Annotated in this window: 12 protein-coding genes, 2 tRNA genes, 2 pseudogenes and 1 riboswitch; of the genes and pseudogenes, 9 read left to right on the top strand and 7 right to left on the bottom strand. The window is 53.7% G+C overall.

The annotated features are described in order from the left end of the window. Positions 1-79: 79 nt before the first annotated feature. From PXT33_RS10030 to PXT33_RS10010, 4 genes and pseudogenes are all read left to right on the top strand, one after another. Complete coding sequence (locus PXT33_RS10030; RefSeq protein WP_332376459.1) at positions 80-967, top strand: replication initiator protein A; 888 nt, start codon at positions 80-82, stop codon at positions 965-967. After that, positions 850-1,983, top strand: a pseudogene (locus tag PXT33_RS10025) (N-domain protein, SNF2 family); the annotation flags it as partial. The gene PXT33_RS10030 and the pseudogene PXT33_RS10025, both read left to right, overlap by 118 nt. Next, positions 1,984-6,839, top strand: a pseudogene (locus PXT33_RS10020) (recombinase family protein); the annotation flags it as partial. It abuts the pseudogene before it with no gap. Then, positions 6,836-7,483, top strand: a complete 648-nt coding sequence (locus tag PXT33_RS10010; protein ID WP_347070310.1) for a hypothetical protein — start codon at positions 6,836-6,838, stop codon at positions 7,481-7,483. The pseudogene PXT33_RS10020 and the gene PXT33_RS10010, both read left to right, overlap by 4 nt. Here the strand turns inward: PXT33_RS10010 and PXT33_RS10005 are convergent. Together PXT33_RS10005 and PXT33_RS10000 are read right to left on the bottom strand one after the other, a co-directional pair. After that, positions 7,471-7,546 (bottom strand) — tRNA-Ala (locus PXT33_RS10005). The two genes, PXT33_RS10010 and PXT33_RS10005, sit on opposite strands and share 13 nt — an antisense overlap. Before the next feature lie 417 nt (positions 7,547-7,963). After that, positions 7,964-8,374: a hypothetical protein gene (locus tag PXT33_RS10000; RefSeq protein WP_005945705.1), complete on the bottom strand. Its 411-nt coding sequence runs from the start codon at positions 8,372-8,374 to the stop codon at positions 7,964-7,966. Positions 8,375-8,622: 248 nt separating this feature from the next. Here PXT33_RS10000 and PXT33_RS09995 point away from each other — a divergent pair, with 248 nt between their 5' ends. The 3 genes from PXT33_RS09995 (at position 8,623) to sigG (ending at position 11,539) form a co-directional block, all read left to right on the top strand. Further along, positions 8,623-9,462 carry a sigma-E processing peptidase SpoIIGA gene (locus PXT33_RS09995; RefSeq protein WP_120080172.1) on the top strand — a complete coding sequence of 280 codons (840 nt, stop codon included), beginning with the start codon at positions 8,623-8,625 and terminating at the stop codon, positions 9,460-9,462. A gap of 48 nt (positions 9,463-9,510) precedes the next feature. Continuing rightward, entirely contained in the window at positions 9,511-10,215 is a 705-nt protein-coding gene (locus PXT33_RS09990) for a sigma-70 family RNA polymerase sigma factor (protein WP_005945695.1), read from the top strand. Between the two features lie 556 nt (positions 10,216-10,771). Next, positions 10,772-11,539, top strand: a complete 768-nt coding sequence (gene sigG, locus PXT33_RS09985; protein ID WP_291015347.1) for an RNA polymerase sporulation sigma factor SigG — start codon at positions 10,772-10,774, stop codon at positions 11,537-11,539. A 49-nt stretch (positions 11,540-11,588) separates the two neighbouring features. On the opposite strand, the gene PXT33_RS09980 is transcribed toward sigG, so the two are convergent. Further along, positions 11,589-11,837, bottom strand: a complete 249-nt coding sequence (locus tag PXT33_RS09980) for a sporulation transcriptional regulator SpoIIID (RefSeq protein ID WP_005945675.1) — start codon at positions 11,835-11,837, stop codon at positions 11,589-11,591. A gap of 110 nt (positions 11,838-11,947) precedes the next feature. Then, a riboswitch (TPP riboswitch) is annotated at positions 11,948-12,047 on the top strand. Positions 12,048-12,129: 82 nt separating this feature from the next. Between PXT33_RS09980 and PXT33_RS09975 the strand changes: the two genes are divergently transcribed. Both PXT33_RS09975 and PXT33_RS09970 read left to right on the top strand, forming a co-directional pair. Next, complete coding sequence (locus tag PXT33_RS09975; protein ID WP_005945665.1) at positions 12,130-12,759, top strand: energy-coupled thiamine transporter ThiT; 630 nt, start codon at positions 12,130-12,132, stop codon at positions 12,757-12,759. A 261-nt stretch (positions 12,760-13,020) separates the two neighbouring features. After that, positions 13,021-13,096 (top strand) — tRNA-Ala (locus PXT33_RS09970). Positions 13,097-13,275: 179 nt separating this feature from the next. Here the strand turns inward: PXT33_RS09970 and PXT33_RS09965 are convergent. The 4 genes from PXT33_RS09965 to PXT33_RS09950 form a co-directional block, all read right to left on the bottom strand. Then, a complete protein-coding gene (locus tag PXT33_RS09965; RefSeq protein WP_097792688.1) occupies positions 13,276-14,874 on the bottom strand; it encodes a recombinase family protein in 1,599 nt (532 codons plus the stop codon). A 138-nt stretch (positions 14,875-15,012) separates the two neighbouring features. After that, entirely contained in the window at positions 15,013-15,198 is a 186-nt protein-coding gene (locus PXT33_RS09960; protein ID WP_015565653.1) for a hypothetical protein, read from the bottom strand. Between the two features lie 107 nt (positions 15,199-15,305). Next, positions 15,306-16,124 (bottom strand): DUF6551 family protein, encoded by an 819-nt coding sequence (locus PXT33_RS09955; protein WP_112145130.1) that lies wholly within the window; start codon positions 16,122-16,124, stop codon positions 15,306-15,308. Next, positions 16,115-16,792, bottom strand: a complete 678-nt coding sequence (locus PXT33_RS09950) for a type II toxin-antitoxin system PemK/MazF family toxin (RefSeq protein WP_117529634.1) — start codon at positions 16,790-16,792, stop codon at positions 16,115-16,117. The genes PXT33_RS09955 and PXT33_RS09950 overlap by 10 nt, the downstream gene beginning before the upstream one ends. Positions 16,793-16,878 lie beyond the last annotated feature (86 nt).

The following is a 16,878-nucleotide window of genomic DNA, read 5'->3' as shown; positions in this document are numbered from 1 at the left end:
TTCCCCAAAAGTATTGACAAGGAGGTTTTCTCAACGATGCCGATGTATTATCGCTGTTTTTTATCCATGAACCAACCGCATGACCCTTGACTACTTCTACGGACAGACTGGAGAGCTTTTCTCCTTCTACCGCATTCCAAAGGCTCTTTTTCAGGAGCAGCGGTTCCAGAGCCTGTCCACGGATGCCAAAACCCTGTATGGTATCCTGCTGGACCGCATGAGCCTGTCGGTGAAAAACGGCTGGCTGGACAAGCAAAACCGGGTGTTCATCATCTTCACAATCGAGGATGTCAAGAGGGCATTGTGTTGCGCAGACAACAAAGCAACCAAGCTGCTCCGGGAACTTGAAAAGTTTGGTCTGATTGAACGAAAACGCCGAGGGCAAGGAAAGCCAAGTTTGGTATATGTGAAAAACTTTTCGGCAGAATCTTCAAAAGAGAGTGTCAAGAATCGTGATAATGACGATTCTTGTGGCTTCAAAATCGCGTGTCAAGACCCTGCAAAATCACGGTGTAATAAGACTAAAGAGAATGATACTGAAATGAGTGAGACTAATCTCTTCTATTCCGAAGAATCGGATGGGATGAGTAAGCGCGCCCAACTGGAAGAATATTTTTCGCAGTCTTTGGAGGTAGACCTTCTGCTCCGGCTCTGCCCGGATGATGAGGACACCATCTATCAGATCGTAGATTTGCTGGTGGACACCTGTGCTACCAACCGCAAGCTACTGCACATCGCCGGGGACGATAAGCCCGCCGAGGTGGTACGTAGCCGATTTATGAAGCTGAACGCCGACCACATCAAATTTGTGTTGAAGTGCCTTGCAGAGAACAGCAGCCCAATCAGGAACATTTGTTCTCCAAAGTCCGCAGCGGCAAGGTGCGTGTCCTGCTGGGCAGCACTGCAAAGATGGGCGCAGGCACCAATGTCCAGACCCTGCTGGTGGCTGTGCATCATCTGGATGTAGGCTGGCGACCGTCCGATATGACCCAACGCAACGGCCGAATCATCCGTCAGGGCAACAAAAACAAACAAGTTTACGTCTATAATTACGTCACGGAGGGGACATTCGACGCCTACCTCTGGCAAACGCTGGAAAACAAGCAGAAGTTTATTTCGCAGATCATGACGAGCAAATCTCCGATGCGCTCCTGTGATGATGTGGATGAGCAGGCTCTTTCGTATGCCGAGGTCAAGGCCTTATGCGCAGGCGACCCGCGCATCCGGGAAAAGATGGATCTGGATGTGCAGGTAGCAAAGCTCAAGGTGCTGCGCTCGGATTACCAGAACCAGAAATATCGTCTGGAAGATAAGCTGCTCAAGCATTACCCGGAGGAAATTCAGAAAGCGAAGAACCGTATTGCGGCTCTGAAAAACGATGCCCAAATCGCAGACGCACACCCGCAGGATAAGGAGAACTTCTGCGGCATGACGATCAAGGGCATGGTGTTCGATGAGAAAAAAGCAGCTGGTGAGCGGCTGATGCTCGCCTGCAAGGAGATGCCGAATGCGGATATGATGCTGCTGGGCACCTATCGCGGCTTTGAGCTGAACATTCGCTTTGACAGTTTCAAGAATGAGCATCAAATCGTTCTCCGCGGCGAGCTGAGTTATCCGGTACCGCTGGGCGATGACCCTCGCGGCAACATCGTCCGTCTGGACAATGCCATCGGCAATTTTGCCGACCGCATTGCCGATGCTGATGCCGCGCTGGATTCTCTGGAACAGCAGAAGCAGGCCGCAGAGGTTGAAATCGCCAAGCCGTTTGCGCAGGAGGAAGAACTGCAAACCAAGTCTGCCCGCCTTGCAGAATTGGATGCGCTGTTGAACATGGAGCATCAGTCCAGCCGGACAGAACCCGAAGCGGAAGAAAAGCCGGATGCCCGCCCCTCTGTGCTGGCAGCTCTGGAAGAAAAGGCTGATAAAGTGGAGCCTGTCCGACCATTCAAATCTTACTTGGATAAGGATGGTGATGCCCGGTGACGGAACATTGAAGCCATCCGCACTCTGTTCAAGCTGGAACGGGAGCACCGGGGGCCACCCCTGAAGAACAGCAGGTGCTTTCCCAGTATGTGGGCTGGGGCGGTCTTGCAGATGCTTTTGACCCCAACAAGGACGGCTGGGCAAAAGAGTACACCGAACTGAAAGGGCTGCTCTCCGAGGATGAGTATGCTGCTGCCCGTTCCAGCACCCTGAACGCCCACTACACCAGCCCCACCGTTATCCGTGGCATCTACGATGCCGTGGAGCGCATGGGTTTCCGCAGCGGCAACATCTTGGAGCCGTCCATGGGCGTGGGCAACTTCTTTGGAATGCTGCCGGACAGCATGGCAGACAGTCGGCTGTATGGCGTGGAACTGGACAGCATCACCGGGCGCATTGCCAAGATGCTGTATCCGCAGGCTGACATTACCGTAGCCGGTTTTGAGACCACCGACCGACGTGATTTCTACGATTTATCGGTGGGCAATGTTCCCTTTGGTCAGTACAAGGTCAACGATAAGGCGTACAACAAGCTGGGATTTAGTATCCACAATTATTTCTTTGCGAAAGCCATTGACCAAGTGCGTCCGGGCGGCATCGTGGCGTTTGTCACCAGCCGCTACACCATGGACAGCAAGGACAGCACCGCCCGCAAGCACATGGCAGAACGTGCCGATCTGCTGGGTGCCATCCGTCTGCCGAACAATGCGTTCCGTGCCAATGCTGGCACAGATGTTGTCAGCGACATTATCTTTTTGCAAAAGCGTGACCGCCCCATCGACCATGAGCCGGACTGGGTGCAGCTCGGCAAGACCGAGGACGGCTTTGCCATCAACCAGTATTTCGTGGACCACCCGGAGATGATTCTGGGCGAACTGACCACCGAAAGCACCCAATACGGACGGGAGGAACTGACGGTTGCCCCCATCGAGGGCGCAGTGCTGGCCGACCAGCTTGCCGAAGCGGTACAGCATATTGAGGGCCAGTATGTTGAAGTCGAGGTGGAAACACCAGATGTTGCGGATGCAGAAGTCGAGCGCAAGACGCTCCCCGCTGACCCGGATGTAAAGAATTTCTCCTATGCCGTGGTGGACGGTGAGGTGTACTACCGAGAAAATTCGATTATGACGCAGGTGGAGTTGTCCGATAATGCCAAAGCCCGTGTCACCGGCATGGTGGAACTGCGGCAGATCGTCAACCAGCTGATTCAGGAGCAGCTGGACGATTACCCGGATGAGGACATTAAGGCAACCCAAGCAAAGCTGAACACAGCTTATGACGTTTTTACCGCAAAATACGGTCTGCTCAACGACCGCAAAAATGGGCGTTTGTTTGAGGATGATTCTTCCTACTATCTGCTCTGCTCTTTGGAAAATCTCGATGAGAATAAACAGCTCAAAAGCAAGGCGGATATGTTCACCAAGCGAACGATTCGCCCGGAGCGCACCGTCACCAGCGTGGACACCCCCAGCGAAGCACTGGCAGTGTCCATTGGAGAACATGGCCGTGTTGATCTGCCCTATATGGCGGAACTTCTCGGCTCTCCCGGCGATTATGAGCGTATTACCACAGAGCTGCAAGGCGTGATTTTCAAAGACCCTTCTGCGGATGCAGATGAGCCGGAAGCAGGCTGGCAGACTGCGGACGAGTATCTTTCCGGCAATGTGCGGAATAAACTGCGCATGGCTCAGCTTGCCGCTGAAAGCCACCCGGAGTTCAAGATCAATGTGGAGGCTTTGACCAAAGCGCAGCCGAAGGACCTTGAAGCATCAGAAATCGACATCCGACTGGGTGCCACATGGCTGAATCCCGCCATTGTGCAGCAGTTTATGATGGAGACTTTTCAGCCGCCCTACCGCATCCGCTATAACAACCTGATCCAAGTCCGCTACTCTCCATTTACGTCCGAATGGCGCATCGGCAACAAATCTGCCGCCGGAATGTATGATATCATGTCCACCGAAACCTACGGCACCCATCGGGCCAACGCCTACAAGATTTTGGAGGACACCTTGAATTTGCGGGACTGCCGCATTTATGATACCATTGAGGAGGATGGTAAAGAGCGGCGTGTCCTGAACCAGAAGGAGACGATGCTTGCCCAGCAGAAGCAGCAGGCCATCAAGGATACCTTTGCAGGCTGGGTTTGGCAAGACCCGCAGCGGCGGAATCTGCTGGTGAAGCAGTATAACGAGTTGTTCAATAGTACCCGGCCCCGCGAGTATGACGGAAGCCATATCCATTTTGTCGGTATGAACCCGGAGATCAATCTGCGGGAACATCAGCGCAATGCAGTTGCTCATGTGCTTTATGGTGGGAACACCCTGCTCGCCCACGAGGTGGGTGCCGGCAAAAGTTTTGAGATGGCAGCTTCGGCAATGGAATCCAAGCGTTTGGGCCTGTGTCAGAAAAGCCTGTTCGTGGTGCCCAACCATCTGACCGAGCAGTGGGCCAGCGAGTTCCTGCGGCTATACCCCAATTCAAAGCTGCTCGTTACCAGCAAGAAAGACTTTGAACCCGCCAATCGAAAGCGTTTTTGCGCCCGCATCGCAACCGGCGACTACGATGCCGTCATTATCGGCCACTCGCAGTTTGAGAAAATCCCTCTTTCTGCGGAACGGCAGGCACGGATTATCGAAGATCAGATCGAGGAAATCGAAAATGCCATTGCAGAGGCCAAGGAACAGTCCGGTGAGCATTTTACCGTGAAACAGATGGAAAAGACACGGAAAACACTGGAGGTGAAACTGAAAAAGCTACAGTCCACCGACCGCAAGGATGATGTGGTCACATTTGAACAATTAGGCGTAGATAGGTTATTTGTGGACGAGAGCCAGAACTACAAGAACCTATATCTTTACACCAAGATGCGCAATGTTGCTGGCCTTTCTACCTCCGAAGCACAGAAGTCCAGCGATATGTTCGGCAAGTGTCGTTATCTGGATGAAGTGACTGGCGGGCGCGGCGTGATTTTCGCAACGGGAACGCCCATCAGCAACTCCATGACGGAAATGTACACTCTGATGCGCTATTTGCAGTACAGCACTCTCCAGCAGAAACAACTGACCCACTTTGATGCATGGGCTTCTACGTTTGGCGAGACCACCACGGCCATTGAGCTTGCGCCGGAAGGAACCGGCTACCGTGCGCGCACACGTTTTGCCAAGTTCTTTAACCTGCCGGAGCTGATGAATATGTTCAAGGAGGCAGCGGACATCAAGACTTCCGACCAGTTGCATCTGCCTGTTCCGGAAGCCAAGTTTGAAACTGTCGTGGTCAAACCATCGGAGATCCAGCAGGACATGGTGAAATCCCTGAGCGAACGTGCTGCTGAGGTGCATAGCGGTGCGGTTGACCCCTCGGTGGACAATATGCTGAAGATCACCTCGGACGGACGTAAAATCGGCCTTGACCAGCGGCTGATGAATCCGCTCACCCCGGATGACCCGGACAGCAAGCTGAATGCCTGCGTCGACAATGTTCTGCGTATCTGGAACGAAACCAAAGAGGATAATCTGACGCAGCTGATTTTCTGCGATATGTCCACGCCCAAGGGAGACGGCTCGTTCAATGTCTACGATGATATTCGCACAAAGCTGCTTGCCGCCGGGGTGCCGGAATCGGAGGTCGAGTTCATCCACAACGCTGATACTGAAGGTAAGAAAGCGGATTTGTTCTCCAAAGTCCGCAGCGGCAAGGTGCGTGTCCTGCTGGGCAGCACTGCAAAGATGGGCGCAGGCACCAATGTCCAGACCCTGCTGGTGGCTGTGCATCATCTGGATGTAGGCTGGCGACCGTCCGATATGACCCAACGCAACGGCCGAATCATCCGTCAGGGCAACAAAAACAAACAAGTTTACGTCTATAATTACGTCACGGAGGGGACATTCGACGCCTACCTCTGGCAAACGCTGGAAAACAAGCAGAAGTTTATTTCGCAGATTATGACGAGCAAGTTCGACATTCTGCTGGTGTTCATGTTCGACCGTATCGGTCGTATCGCAGATGAAACTCCCTTTGTTGTGGAATGGTTTGTACGGAACGGCATCCGGGTATGGAGTACCCAAGAGGGTGAGCAGCGTTTCGACAACCACACCGACAAACTGCTGAACTACATCCGCTTCTGGCAGGCAGACGGCGAGAGCGAAAAAACTTCCGTCCGAACCCGCACCAGTCTGCGCCAGCTTGTGGAAGAAGGTCACTTCAAGGGCGGAAATGCGCCTTATGGCTATGACCTTGTACGGAGTGGGCGTATCAACAAGCGCAAACACGAACTCTACGAACTGCACATCAACGAACAGGAAGCTGCCGTAGTGCGGATCGTCTTTGACAAGTATGTGTATGAGGGCTATGGTCCGCAGCACATCGCCACCTATCTGAACAATTCTGGCTATCGTGCAAGGTCTGGTAAATGCTGGCACCCGTCAAGTATTCGGGGGATGGTACAAAACCTGACCTACACCGGCGTTCTCCGTTGTGGGGATGCACGGTCAGAATTGATGCCGGATTTGCAGATTGTCCCGCAGGAACAGTTTGAAAACGCACAGCGCATTCGGAATGAACGTTCTGTACGCTCAACTGCGGAAGCCGAAAATCGCCTTCCTTTGAACATCCATGGGAAGTCGCTGCTTGCCGGCAACGCTTACTGCGGACACTGCGGTGCAAAGCTGGAACTGACCAGCAGCCGTAAATGGCGAAAAATGGCAGATGGTTCGTTAGACGATACGCTGCGTATTCGCTATACCTGTTACGGAAAGCTCCGCAAGCAGACCAACTGCACCGGGCAGACGGGATATACCGTCCACATTCTGGATGAGATCATTGATAAGGCGGTGCGCCAGATTTTTCCAAAATGAGGGGTATCCCGAAAGAGCAGATCGTTACAAAACGCTACGAAAAAGAAACTACGGAGCGCAAAAACCATCTGCAAGACCTGCAAACGCAGCGAGACAAGGCCGAGAAAGACCTGCTTTCGCTGAAAGCCGAAATTTTAGCCTGCATCAAAGGCGAAAGTGTGTTGCCGAGAGAAACCCTTGCCGAAATGATTACAGAGCAAGAAGAGAAACTCAAGGAACTGGAAGACCTTTGTGAATCTGCCAGTGAGGAACTGGAGAGAACAGCAGAGCTGATGGATAAAGTGTCGAGGCTCTATGATGAGCTGATTTCCTATGCTGACCTGTACGACAGTGCCAACTTTGAAGCGAAGAAGATGGTTGTCAACCAGCTGATCCGCAGGGTAGACGTTTATCGTGGCTATCAGATCAACATCTCGTTTAACTTCGATCTCACTCCTTACATTGAGGGGAGTGATACGTCCGCCTGCAAAACAGTCGGGCATCGAACAAGCATTTTCAGAAACAACGAAACAGCAAGAATTGGGGTTGCCGTCCATGTGCCTGCAAAATCAAGCATTTGGATGATTTTCAGTGCGACCTCCAAGAAAGCAAAAGAAAAGCACCGTACTTCAAACGAAATACAGTGCTTTTTTGGTGGAGAATAGCGGGATCGAACCGCTGACCTCTTGCATGCCATGCAAGCGCTCTCCCAGCTGAGCTAATCCCCCATAAAATCCAAGAAGCGAACCTCTTGGATGGAGTTTTTTGTTGGGAATTTGATTGTCGCAGGACTATCTGACTGGGGGTGTGTTTTGATACCAACCGGGCTCCCAGCTGAGCTAATCCCCCAGATGTTCGTGCCGTGCCTGACGACGTGACTTATTATATCAGCACATCCGGGAGTTGTCAACTGTTTTTTTGAAAAATTCTGCAGCAGTTTGTCTGCCAATGGAGATTTTTTTGAGATCGTCCTATCCTGCTCCATCCCTGCGCCGTTTTCCCACAGCCTGCTACGTTTTTATGCAAACAAAAACCCCGCACAAAACAATTGCTTGTCTTGTGCGGGGCCTCTCTAGCTCTTTTACCTGACACAACAAACGCTATGTCAAATCAAACTATCTATCCTATTCAGGAAAGATTAGTTATTAGAGAGTGGGCAGAGTGCCACTCTTAGTTTCCAGACCGATGGAGCTGCTGCCCAGGGTGTAGATAGCGGACAGACCGCCCAGGATCTGCATGCCAGCGTTCAGAGCGCCAACAGCAAAGCCCCAGTTGCCGCCGAAGGTGCCGTAGCCCTTGTTGTAAGCCTTATCCAGATTCTTAACAGAGTAGCCAATCACATCGCCGGGAACGTAGTTGCCATCGAACAGCTGGGCCAGAACATCGTTGGTGTACTTAGCCAGGAAAGAGTTGCCAACGATCTTGATCACGTTAGCGGAAACGTTCTGCCAGTTAGCAGTGGTCATAGCAGGAGCCAGGACATCAACCAGGCTACCACCAACAACGTAGGTCATCTCGTTTTCTGCAACAGCAGAGAAGTTTGCAGGCATCATCATAATGAATTTCTCCCTTCAAATTTAGAAAGATATTTGCAAGCCATTTGTTTGGCTTACGTCCCTTACTAGGATGGCAATAATATACCACACTTTCCAGAAATGTTCAAGTACTTTTTTGAAAAAAATGTGAAAAATGTGATAGACTGTGAAAATCCGGTCTCAAAATTCTTACAGAAGCCGCTTTTTTGCACACAGCGACATGGTTTTTTGCAGAATTGGAAGATACTGGAATTTGAAAGGGATCGTGTATGAAAACCGTGATCTATCTGGACGAACTGCTGCTGACGAACTTTCTGGCCGCAGCAGCACTGCTTTTGGGCGCAGGGCTTTTGTGTGCGCGGCAGTGCAGCGGTCTGCGGCTGATGGCGGGCAGTGCGGCAGCGGCAGCGGCTTCGCTGGGCATTCTGCTGCCGGAGCTGCCCGGCCCTGCAGCTTTCCTTTATAAGGTGTTCACCTGCTGTGCCGCTGTAGCTGCGGCTTACGGCGTGCCGGGCCTGCGCAATTTTGTGCAGCTGTGTGTGTGGTATCTGCTGCTGAACCTGCTGCTGTGCGGAGCCGTGCTGCTGCCCGGAGTGCAAAGCGCAAATCTCTGCGTCTATCTGCCGCTGTCCCCGGGCCGGCTGCTGCTGTGCTGCGGTGCAGTGCTTGCCGTGCTGCGCGGCGTACTGTTCTGCTTTGGCCGTGCAGGCACCCGCTGCTTTGCCGCTGTGCTGGAGCTGGAAGGTGCAGCCCTCTCCGTACAGGCTTTCTGCGACACCGGCTTCTCAGTGCAGGACCCGCTGACCGGGCAGGCAGTGGTTCTGGTCTATTATCCCGCCGTGCGCAGCGCCCTGCCGCAGGAGCTGCGCACATTTCTGGACCGTTATTTTGCCTGCGGCACGGCACCGCCGCCGGAGCTGCGGGTGCGGCTGGTGCCCTGCACCACCATTGCCGGGCACTGCGTGCTGCCTGCCGTTCCGGCCAAGGCCCTGCGCACCAGCAAAGGCAGTGCAGCGGGCATTCTGGCCGCATTCTGCCGCCCGGAAACACAGCAGCCATGGACAGCTCTGCTTGGCAGCGAACTGGCCGTACAGCTGGGCATCCGCTGAGAAGCGCTTGATGCGATCGATATCTATAGATGTACAGGAGGGGTATTCATGTTTCATGTTCTGCACCGGTTCTGGCGTTGGCTCCTTGCACGGCTGGGCTATTGCGGCGGCGCACATTTTCTGGCGGGCGCGCCCAGCCTGCCCCCGCCCCTGACCCCGGAACAGGAAAAGGTCCTGCTCTCCCGTATGGCTGCAGGCGATGCCGCTGCCCGGGACGACCTGATCACCCACAACCTGCGGCTGGTGGTGTATCTTGCCAAAAAGTACGAAAGCAGCGGTGTGCCTGCCGAGGACATGATCAGCATTGGCACCATCGGGCTGATCAAGGCGGTGAACACCTTCACGCCGGAGCGCAGCATCAAGCTGGCCACCTACGCCAGCCGCTGCATCGGCAATGAAATTCTGATGTACTTACGCAAAAGCTCCAACCGCCGTCAGGAAGCCAGCATCGACGAACCGCTGAACGTGGATGGCGACGGCAACGAGCTGCTGCTTTCTGATATTCTGGGCAGTGATGAGAACCAGATCAGCCAGCGGCTGGAACAGGATGCGGAGCGTGCCGTTCTTCGCCGGGCCGTGGACAGCCTGTCCCCGCGGGAACGGCAGATCATGGAGCTGCGCTTTGGTCTGGCGGACGGCATTGAGCGCACCCAGAAGGAGGCCGCCGACGCACTGGGCATCAGCCAAAGCTACATTTCCCGGCTGGAAAAACGGATCATCCATACCTTAAAAGTACAATTGGAAAACGAGTGAGGTGAAAAAACGCGGACTGCCGCCCGCTGGGCTTGACAATCCACGCTGATTTGCGTATAATAAAACTACAAAAGGCGCTGGCCCTGCAAACGGCTAGTTCCTTACCGGATTAGTCAAGAAAAGATGACCGCTCGGATTGGGACTCGAGGCGGTCATTTTTTCTTTTTGTCATCACTGTGAGAAACAGTCCATGTAATTTCAAACGTAACGTAGATTGCTCCGCCGAGAAGCGTGAGCAGAAGCACGACCTGTTCAAACGTCATGGTGCATCCCCCCTTTCCGCCCTTGGGCATCCGGGGAGAACGAGATCTTCAAGAAAAAATCGTCTTTAGCCGGCACCCAAGTACCGGTAAGGACTAGCCGCCTGCGTTTGTGGGCACAGCGCCTGATGGCGGCGTTGCCGCCGCAAATACAGCATATCATAAATCTGCACGAAAAACAATATTTTGCCGCGCTTTCCTGTCAAACGGGAAAGCGCACAGTTTTTTCCACGCATACAATGCCGCTGCGCATCCCATACTCCCGGTGAAGATTAAAACAGACCGGGGGCGTTTGGATGTACAACAAAGTGGAGCTGTGCGGCATGAACACTGCAAAGCTGCCTGTGCTGACCGAAGCCGAAAAGCGGGAACTGCTGGCCCGCGCCCACGCCGGTGATGCAGCAGCCCGGGAACAAATGGTGGAAGGCAACCTGCGGCTGGTGCTCAGCGTGGTGCAGCGGTTCGCCCAGCGCGGCGAAAATCTGGACGACCTGTTTCAGGTGGGGTGCATCGGCCTGATCAAGGCCATCGATCATTTTGACCCCGCCCAGCCGGTGCGCTTTTCCACCTACGGCGTTCCCATGATCATTGGGGAGATCCGGCGTTTTCTGCGGGACAACAATGCCCTGCGGGTGAGCCGCAGCCTGCGGGATACCGCCTACCGGGCCATGCAGAGCCGCGAAGCGCTGGAAAAGCAGCTGGGCCGCGAGCCGACCATGGACGAGATCGCGCAGGCGGCGGGCCTTGCCCGGCGCGAAGTGACCGCCGCGCTGGAATCGGTGGTGGAGCCGATCAGTCTGGAAGAGCCGGTGTACACCGATGGCGGCGATGCGATGTATGTGATCGATCAGGTGCGGGACCCGGACGGCGAGGACAGCTGGATCAGCGGGCTGCAGTTCCGGCAGACCGTGGCCGGGCTGACCCCGCGGGAAAAGCGGATCATGGAGCTGCGCTACCTGCAGGGCAAGACCCAGATGGAGGTGGCGCGGGAGATCGGCATCAGTCAGGCACAGGTCAGCCGGTTGGAAAAAGGCGCACTGAGCCAGTTCCGCACCCCGGACTGAACCTAAAAAGGCGGCACAGCTTCCGTTTTGTTCGGAAGTGTGCCGTCTTTTATCTGCGGCTGTATTTGCGCCGGGTGGCCGCACCGCCGCGCAGATGCCGCTCTGCCTTATTGCAGGCCAGAACCGCACGCACCTGCCGGAACAGCTCCGGCTGCAGCGTCCGCAGCCGCACCGCAACATCCTTGTGCACGGTGGACTTGCTACACCCGAACACCGCTGCCGCCGCACGCACTGTGGCCCGGTTGGCCGCGATATATTCGCCCAGCTGTACCGCCCTCTGTTCGGGGTCTCCCTTCATATCCAGACTCCTCCCATTGTGAACTTATGGTACAGCCTATGCACAGGCCGGGGCAGATATGTTCCGCCGGGGCTTGACTTTTGCGCCGGACGCGCTATACTTTTGCATGGACATAAAAACAGGGGTGCCGAAAGGCTGAGATCTGCGTTTTGCGGAGTACCCTTTTACCTGACCGGACAATGCCGGCGTGGGAGTTTGCAGAACTGTCCGTTCTTTCACAAACCCCGTGCGCCTGCTGGAAAGCGGGCGCATTTTGTTTTTGTGTACTATCGTTCTGAGAAGAGGAATCCCTATGACCAAAACCTATTCCAAGACCCGCATTCTGGTGGAGGGTGCGCTGATGATCGCCCTGTCCACCGTTTTGAGCATGATCCAGATCCCGCTCATGCCCCACGGCGGTTCCATCACTCTGTTCAGTATGGTGCCCATTCTGGTAATGAGCTACCGCCACGGCGCAAAGTGGGGCATCATGACCGCTTTCGTCAACAGCCTGATCCAGCTTGTGCAGGGCCTTGGCAATCTGGCATACTGCCAGACCCTCACGGCACAGGTGGGCTGCGTGCTGCTGGACTACCTTCTGGCCTTCACGGTGCTGGGCTTTGCCTGCCTGATCGCAAAGCCTTTCCGCAACCGCACCGTGGGTGTCGGTGTCAGCGCCTTTGTGGTGTGCCTGCTGCGCTTTTTGTGCAGCTTTCTGTCCGGTTACATCGTCTGGAAGGACTACGACTACGCTTTCAGCTGGATGACCGAGATCGGCTTTCCCGGCATCTCCAACATGAGCGTGGACGGTCTGTGCTGGCTGTACAGTGCCGTGTACAACGCCACCTACATGCTGCCCGAAGCCATTCTGACCACGGTCCTTGTGGTGATCCTGATCCGTGTCGCACCGCAGATCTTCGACCCGCAGAACGCAAGAGCGTAAGTTTTTTCGCGGCCATTTTTCCCGCCGGGAAGGGCATTTCCCCGGCGGGAATTTTTTTGCAGAAAATCCCAAAAAAGCTGTTGACAATCCGGCAAAGCGCTGGTATAATTACTCCTGTCGTCAGGCACGGCACAAACATCTGGGGGATTAGCTCAGCTGGGAGCCCGGTTGGTATCAAAACACACCCCCAGTCAGATAGTCCTGCGACAATCAATTCCCAACAAAAAACTCCATCCAAGAGGTTCGCTTCTTGGATTTTATGGGGGATTAGCTCAGCTGGGAGAGCGCTTGCATGGCATGCAAGAGGTCACCGGTTCGATCCCGGTATTCTCCACCAAAAAAGCACTGTACTTCGTTTGAAGTATGGTGCTTTTCTTTTTGATTTCTTGGAGGCTACGGAAAAAATCAGTCAAAAGTCTGATTTTGCAGGCGCATGGACGGCAACCCCCAATTCTTGCTGTTTCGTTGTTTTTGAAAATACTTGTTCGATGCCCGACTGTTTTGCAGGCGGACGTATCACTCCCCCTCGATGTACGGAGTAAGGTCGAAGTTGAACGAGATGTTGATCTGGTATCCGCGATATACGTCTACCCTGCGGATGAGCTGGTTGACGATCATCTTCTTCGCTTCAAAATTTGCACTGTCGTACAGGTCAGCATAAGAAATCAGTTCATCATACAGCCGCGACACTTTATCCATCAGCTCAGCCGTTTTCTCCAGTTCTTCACTGGCCGCTTCGCAAAGGTTTTCCAGCTCCGTGAGTTTCTCTTCCTGCGCTGTAATCATTTCGGCAAGGGTTTCTCTCGGTAACACACTTTCACCTTTGATGCAAGCTAAAACCTCGGTTTTCAGTGCCAACAGGTCTTTTTCTGCCTTGTTCCGCTGTGTCTGAAGGTCTTGCAGATGATTCTTGCGTTCCGCATTCTCTTTTTCATAGCGTTTTGTAACGATCTGCTCTTTGGGGATACCCCTCATCTTGGAGAAAATCTGGCGGACAGCTTTATCAATGATCTCATCCAGAATGTGGACGGTATATCCCGTCTGCCCGGTGCAGTTGGTCTGCTTGCGGAGCTTTCCGTAACAGGTATAGCGAATACGCAGCGTATCGTCTAACGAACCATCTGCCATTTTTCGCCATTTACGGCTGCTGGTCAGTTCCAGCTTTGCACCGCAGTGTCCGCAGTAAGCGTTGCCGGCAAGCAGCGACTTCCCATGGATGTTCAAAGGAAGGCGATTTTCGGCTTCCGCAGTTGAGCGCACAGAGCGTTCATTCCGAATGCGCTGTGCGTTTTCAAACTGTTCCTGCGGGACAATCTGCAAATCCGGCATCAATTCTGACCGTGCATCCCCACAACGGAGAACGCCGGTGTAGGTCAGGTTTTGTACCATCCCCCGAATACTGGATGGGTGCCAGCACTTTCCAGACCTTGCGCGATAGCCAGAATTGTTCAGATAGGTAGCAATGTGCTGCGGGCCGTAGCCCTCATACACATACTTGTCAAAGACAATCCGCACTACGGCAGCTTCCTGTTCGTTGATGTGCAGTTCGTACAGTTCATGCTTGCGCTTGTTGATACGCCCACTCCGTACAAGGTCATAGCCATAAGGCGCATTTCCGCCCTTGAAGTGACCTTCTTCTACAAGCTGGCGCAGACTGGTGCGGGTACGGACGGAAGTCTTTTCGCTTTCTCCGTCCGCCTGCCAGAATCGGATGTAGTTCAGCAGTTTGTCAGTGTGGTTGTCGAAACGCTGCTCACCCTCTTGGGTACTCCATACCCGGATGCCGTTCCGTACAAACCATTCCACAACAAAGGGAGTTTCATCTGCGATACGACCGATACGGTCGAACATGAACACCAGCAGGATGTCAAACTTGCCCCTCCGGGCATAGTCCTTGATGATTTGCAGCTTGTCGCGGGCGGCGGCCCGGACTTTGTGGCCGGACACGCCTTCTTCCTGTTCTTCATGGACGATGACCCAGCCCTTCGATTCAGCGAACTTATGGCAAGCCTTTCGCTGCATGGGCAGGTCAGCTTCATGGTTGGAAGTGAAATCCACCTGCTTATCGGTGGAAACGCGGTACAAGCAGCAGACGCGGTTGTTGTTTTCTGTCATTGTAAATTCCTCACTTTCATAACAAAAGTGGGGACAGGCTTTATTTCGTTGTCAAAGAACGTCCGGCAATGGTTCGGCTTGTAGCACCGCCCGTTACCGCACTCAGTATAGCGTTTGGTTCTGCATTCGTCCATGATGTCAACCTACCTTCTTCGTATAGCTGGTGGCAAGCAGGATGTTCCGAATGCGCTCAAATGCTTCCGGGTTGGGTTCTTTGGAAAAACTGAAAACAACAGGATAGCCATTGATTACATGATATTGCCGGTCGGCATCACGGTCAGCCGCAGGAAGGTTCTCTGCGACCTGTGAAAATTTATCGATCATAAGATTGTAACTCCTATTATGAATAAATGCTGTTGTCTTAATATGTAACAATGGGCATCTGCGTTGTGCGGATGCCCATTGTCTTTAAGGAGAGATTCCTGTAAATGTCAGAACTTCATCGGCAGGGCATCCTTACGGGATTTGCCGTTGTACGCCGCATAGATGGGGAAAACGTATTTCTTCCATCCGGGCAGCTTTGCCGGGTTGTCCATCCCGGTGCGGTAGATTTCCATGGGATGGACGCTGCGCAGGGCACGGATCAGCCGTTCCTCGTTGAACTCACCGTGATACACTTCCACGAAGTACATCACACCCTTCAGGACTGCGGCACGGAAGGAATCGGGTTTGCCCTCCCATGCGTCCACAATCAGCCGCAGAGCCTCGCAGTAGATTTTCTCGCCCATCTGGTTGTACAGCTTGAGTGCAGTGCCTACGCAGCTGATGCGGTAGTCGCTCAACTGCAAGCTGTCATAGTTGAAGTCCAGACCCACCCGGTTGGTGGCTGCGAGGAATGCCATGGAAAGAGCATCCTCGCCCACGACCTTGGCACGGAGCTTGATGCCCGCCGTCAGCGGTGCAGCGTGACCGTTTTGCTCTGCGAAGAACAGGGCTTCCTGCTGCATCGTCAGACCCGTATACACCTTGCAGAGAATCGGGAGGTCTTTGCCACCGTTGCGCAGGATACGCGCTTCAATGGTGTGCTGACCGTCCGTTACATAATACCGGCCATTGCGAAAGCTGACCTTCGGCTCATTCGCCGTATATTCATTGAAGTCTCTTGCAATCAGCTCAACGCGCTTACGCTGGATGCCCCGCTGATAAAGCTCGCGCGGGTAGATTAGCTTGCTGCTGTGAATGACCACCATCTGATAAGGAGTGGCCACATTGAAAGATGCGGAAAAGTTGTTGGTGTTGCTCAGTCGCATTGCATTTCCTCCCGGATTCTCCAGATGTATTTTTCGGCTTCTGCTAAAATCTCACTGACCTGCTGCTTACGCTTCGGGATGGTGAGCAGGCTGGGATTAAAGGTAAAGCTGTATTCGAGTCGCTGTATCATGGCATGAACAGCGGATTGCAGCTCGGTGTACAGCATCATTTCCTCCACGCTCCCTGCGTCCTCAAAGGACGATTTGATGGGTGTGTAGGGATAGATGGGTGGCTTTCCATCCACTACTTCCGGCGGCGCATACGCTGCCGTGGAGCGGATGATGGGCTTGAGCTTCCGAATGCTGCCCAGTGGGTTCAAGGCAAGACTGTTCTTCAAGGCATAATCGAGCCGCTGCATATCTTCCGGGGCGAGATGCCCTAAGTATTTCAAAATGCGGCTTTTGTCGATGGTGAAGATCTGTTCTGCCAGAGCCATAGAGGACATAGACAGCCCTTCGTTTTCCAACAAGCAGTGTGTCGGCTGAGTTACTTTCTTTTCCGTATTGCTTGTCAGAGGGACAACGATGAGGGTCGGTGCGTAGGTATTGCCCACATCATTCTGAATGATGACCGCAGGGCGGTCGCCGTGCTGTTCCGAGCCGGTACTTGTGTTTCCGAATTGGACGTAGTAAATGTCTCCGCGCCGGAACTTCCAGTTTTGCTGCAAATGTTTACCTCCATGTTTTGTTATGTACAAAGCCCGCTGCTTTTTCTTGGCAGCGGGCTTCGTTCAATTTATGGTGGCATTCATTT

Source organism: Faecalibacterium taiwanense, from assembly GCF_036632915.2.
Lineage (GTDB): Bacteria > Bacillota > Clostridia > Oscillospirales > Ruminococcaceae > Faecalibacterium > Faecalibacterium taiwanense.
The sequence above is the reverse complement of the archived record's forward strand: the minus strand, read 5'-3'. Positions and strand labels throughout refer to the sequence as shown.

What these genes read in the sequence shown, in the direction of transcription:
- PXT33_RS10030 (WP_332376459.1), top strand. Translation starts at nt 80, where the DNA reads ATGACCCTTGACTACTTCTACGGACAGACTGGAGAGCTTTTCTCCTTC.
- PXT33_RS10010 (WP_347070310.1), top strand. Translation starts at nt 6,836, where the DNA reads ATGAGGGGTATCCCGAAAGAGCAGATCGTTACAAAACGCTACGAAAAA.
- PXT33_RS10000 (WP_005945705.1), bottom strand. Translation starts at nt 8,374, where the DNA reads ATGATGATGCCTGCAAACTTCTCTGCTGTTGCAGAAAACGAGATGACC.
- PXT33_RS09995 (WP_120080172.1), top strand. Translation starts at nt 8,623, where the DNA reads ATGAAAACCGTGATCTATCTGGACGAACTGCTGCTGACGAACTTTCTG.
- PXT33_RS09990 (WP_005945695.1), top strand. Translation starts at nt 9,511, where the DNA reads ATGTTTCATGTTCTGCACCGGTTCTGGCGTTGGCTCCTTGCACGGCTG.
- sigG (WP_291015347.1), top strand. Translation starts at nt 10,772, where the DNA reads ATGTACAACAAAGTGGAGCTGTGCGGCATGAACACTGCAAAGCTGCCT.
- PXT33_RS09980 (WP_005945675.1), bottom strand. Translation starts at nt 11,837, where the DNA reads ATGAAGGGAGACCCCGAACAGAGGGCGGTACAGCTGGGCGAATATATC.
- PXT33_RS09975 (WP_005945665.1), top strand. Translation starts at nt 12,130, where the DNA reads ATGACCAAAACCTATTCCAAGACCCGCATTCTGGTGGAGGGTGCGCTG.
- PXT33_RS09965 (WP_097792688.1), bottom strand. Translation starts at nt 14,874, where the DNA reads ATGACAGAAAACAACAACCGCGTCTGCTGCTTGTACCGCGTTTCCACC.
- PXT33_RS09960 (WP_015565653.1), bottom strand. Translation starts at nt 15,198, where the DNA reads ATGATCGATAAATTTTCACAGGTCGCAGAGAACCTTCCTGCGGCTGAC.
- PXT33_RS09955 (WP_112145130.1), bottom strand. Translation starts at nt 16,124, where the DNA reads ATGCGACTGAGCAACACCAACAACTTTTCCGCATCTTTCAATGTGGCC.